General features: G+C 33.7%; 4 protein-coding genes. All 4 read left to right on the forward strand.

Going from position 1 to position 3,550, the window contains the following annotated elements:
• The first annotated feature begins 162 nt into the window (after positions 1-162).
• Complete coding sequence (gene trpD / locus ACTG3Y_RS13295) at positions 163-1,155, forward strand: anthranilate phosphoribosyltransferase (protein ID WP_439153408.1); 993 nt, start codon at positions 163-165, stop codon at positions 1,153-1,155.
• The gene (gene trpC, locus ACTG3Y_RS13300) at positions 1,152-1,937 is read left to right on the forward strand and encodes an indole-3-glycerol phosphate synthase TrpC (RefSeq protein ID WP_439153405.1); all 786 of its coding nucleotides are present in this window, start codon (positions 1,152-1,154) and stop codon (positions 1,935-1,937) included. Before trpD ends, trpC begins: the two co-directional genes overlap by 4 nt.
• Positions 1,934-2,560: a phosphoribosylanthranilate isomerase gene (locus ACTG3Y_RS13305; protein ID WP_439153406.1), complete on the forward strand. Its 627-nt coding sequence runs from the start codon at positions 1,934-1,936 to the stop codon at positions 2,558-2,560. Before trpC ends, ACTG3Y_RS13305 begins: the two co-directional genes overlap by 4 nt.
• A gap of 60 nt (positions 2,561-2,620) precedes the next feature.
• The coding region (trpB, locus tag ACTG3Y_RS13310) for a tryptophan synthase subunit beta (protein WP_439153407.1) at positions 2,621-3,550 on the forward strand (930 nt) is incomplete at its 3' end.

The following is a 3,550-nucleotide window of genomic DNA, read 5'->3' on the forward strand; positions in this document are numbered from 1 at the left end:
TGCGAAGCGCAGCTTCAAGCATTTAGCTCCGATAGCGAATGGTGCTTTAGCAATTTCCTAACAAATCGTTTTGATTTTTTGGTTCGTTTTGCATCAAGGCAAAATGAACAAAAAAATAGAAGTATAATTAATAAGATTCCTGCCTGCGCAGAAATAAGAATTATGAAGGTACTATTAAATAGACTAATAAATCAAGAAAGTATCTCAAGTGAAGAAGCTAAAAATGTTCTCGTTAATATATCAGAAGGTAAGTACAACCAAAGTCAAATCGCCTCATTCCTTACGGTTTATATGATGCGAAGTATTACCTTAGAGGAACTCAGAGGTTTCAGAAATGCACTTTTAGAACTTTGTATTCCAGTAGATATAGATGGTTATAACACCATTGATTTATGTGGTACGGGCGGAGATGGTAAGGATACATTCAATATTTCAACGTTGTCATCCTTTGTTACAGCTGGATCTGGAGTTAATGTCACTAAACATGGCAACTATGGTGTATCTTCTGCTTGCGGTTCATCAAATGTGATGGAATATTTGGGTATAAAATTCACTAACGATATAGACTTTTTAAAACGAAGTATTGATAAAGCAGGTATTTGTGTTTTACATGCTCCTCTTTTTCATCCAGCAATGAAAAACGTTGCACCCATTAGACGAGAACTTGGTGTAAAAACATTTTTTAATATGCTTGGCCCAATGGTAAATCCTGCTTTTCCAAAAAATCAAATGGTAGGAGTTTTCAATCTTGAGTTACTGAGACTCTATGGCTATTTATACCAAGAAACCGATAAAAATTATGCGGTCGTACATGCTTTGGATGGCTATGATGAAATTTCTTTAACAGGAAAAACAAAGGTAATAGCTAATACTACTGAAACTCTCTTTGAACCTCATGATTTAGGCATTGATAGAATTGAACAGTCAGAAATTTTTGGTGGTAATACAGTTAAAGAAGCGGCTCAACTTTTTACTAAAATTATATCTGGAAATGGTACTGTCGCTCAAAATAATGTGGTTTGTGCTAATGCAGGATTGGCGATAGCTACTGTAAAACAAATTTCTCATAGAGAAGGGTTTATATTAGCAAAAGAATCCTTAGACAGCGGTAAAGCAAAAGAAAGTTTAAGTAAACTTATTGAATTGAGTAAATGAACATTTTAGATAAAATAGTAATAGATAAACGCAAAGAAGTTGATCTTAGAAAGTCACTGATTCCTATAAGTCAATTAGAAGCTTCTATCCTTTTTGAAAGAGAAATATTTCCACTTTCAAAAGCATTAAGAACAAGTAATTCTGGTATTATTGCGGAGCATAAAAGACGTTCACCATCTAAATCAGTTATTAATTATAGTTTAAATGTTCAAGATGTGGCAAGTGGTTATGAAGATGCTGGAGTTTGTGGTATGTCCGTTTTAACCGATGGGAAATATTTTGGTGGCTCATTAGATGATTTATTAGTTGCTCGTGCAAGTTGTAAGCTTCCACTATTAAGAAAAGAATTTATAATTGATGATTATCAAATCCTTGAAGCAAAGTCTTATGGAGCAGATGTTATTTTATTAATTGCAGCGGTATTAACCAGAGATGAAATTAAACAATTCTCAGAACTAGCAAAAAGCTTAAATCTAGATGTCTTATTGGAAGTACATAACGAAGAAGAATTACAAAAGTCCATTATGCCATCATTAGATATGCTTGGTGTAAATAATAGGAATCTAAAGACATTTGAAGTCAGTTTAGACACTTCAAAACAACTTAGTCAACTTATACCAGATGAATTTATCAAAGTTTCCGAAAGTGGTATTAGTACGGTTGAAGCTATTAAAGCACTACAACCTTATGGTTACAAAGGCTTTTTAATTGGTGAAAACTTTATGAAAACAGATAACCCAGGAATAAGCGCTACAAAATTTATTAATGTATTAGAATCATGAAACTGAAAATCTGTGGCATGAAATATAATACGGTTGAAGTTGCACAATTGCAACCAGACTATCTGGGTTTTATATTTTACAAGAATTCACCAAGGGATTTTGATGATATCATTCCAGAATTACCCAAAGGCATTAATAAAGTTGGTGTTTTTGTAGATGAACATGTCGAAGTTATTGTGGATAAAATTGAAAAACACAAACTAGATGTAATTCAGCTGCATGGTTATGAATCGCCTGATATATGCAGATTATTAAAAGGGACTAAAAAGAAAATTATTAAAGTCTTTTCTATAAAAGACGAATTTGACTTTTCTGTATTAGATGACTATGAAGATACTTGTGATTATTTCCTGTTTGACACTAAAGGGAAATTACCTGGCGGAAATGGCTACACTTTCAATTGGGATGTCTTAAAAGATTATCCTTCAACCAAGCCTTACTTTTTAAGTGGTGGTATTGGGCTAGATGAAATTGAAAAAATTAAAGAATTTAAGCAGAGTGAAGCTTCAAAGTATTGCTATGCGATTGACGTAAATAGTAAATTTGAAATTGAGGCTGGATTAAAAAATATTGAAGAATTAGAAAAATTTAAAAACGAAATTTGTCATGTCGAACGAATGTGAGACATCTCATTAAAGTGAGATTTCTCAATCGCTTCGCTCATGTCGAAATGACAATTGATTATGAAAAAAACATATAACATAAACGACAAAGGGTATTATGGAGAATTTGGAGGCGCTTACATTCCAGAAATGCTCTATCCTAATATTGAAGAATTACGTCAGAATTATTTAAAAATAACTGCCGAACCTTCGTTTCAAGAAGAGTTTCATCAGTTATTAAAAGACTACGTTGGTAGACCTTCACCGCTCTATTTTGCAAATCGACTTTCTGAAAAATACAATACGAAAATCTATTTAAAACGCGAAGACCTCAACCATACGGGTGCTCATAAGGTAAATAATACTATAGGTCAAATTCTTTTAGCAAAACGCTTAGGTAAAACGAGAATTATTGCCGAAACAGGTGCTGGACAACATGGTGTAGCGACTGCAACAGTATGTGCCTTAATGGGTATAGAATGTATTGTTTATATGGGAGAAGTTGACATTGCAAGACAAGCACCAAATGTAGCACGTATGAAAATGCTTGGTGCTAAAGTCGTACCTGCACTATCAGGTAGTCGTACATTAAAAGATGCAACAAATGAAGCTATGCGCGACTGGATTAATAATCCTGTTAATACACATTATATTGTTGGTAGTGTAGTAGGACCTCATCCTTTTCCGGATATGGTAGCACGTTTTCAGGCAGTTGTTTCGGAAGAAATTCAAAATCAATTATTAGAAAAAGAAAGCACTAAAGACCCAGATTATCTAATTGCTTGTGTTGGTGGTGGTAGTAATGCTGCAGGAACCTATTATCATTATTTAGATAATGAAAATGTAAATATAATTGCGGTTGAAGCTGCAGGTAAAGGTATAGATACTGGTGAAAGTGCAGCAACTTCTGTTCTAGGAAAAGAAGGCATTATTCATGGGAGTAAAACCCTATTGATGCAAACCAACGATGGCCAAATTACTGAACCGTACTCAATTTCAGCAGGTTTAGAT

It is taken from the genome of Winogradskyella sp. (assembly GCF_965656915.1).
Classification (GTDB): Bacteria; Bacteroidota; Bacteroidia; order Flavobacteriales; family Flavobacteriaceae; genus Winogradskyella.

Coding starts and splice junctions, on each gene's coding strand:
- trpD (WP_439153408.1), top strand. CDS start 163: ATGAAGGTACTATTAAATAGACTAATAAATCAAGAAAGTATCTCAAGT.
- trpC (WP_439153405.1), top strand. CDS start 1,152: ATGAACATTTTAGATAAAATAGTAATAGATAAACGCAAAGAAGTTGAT.
- ACTG3Y_RS13305 (WP_439153406.1), top strand. CDS start 1,934: ATGAAACTGAAAATCTGTGGCATGAAATATAATACGGTTGAAGTTGCA.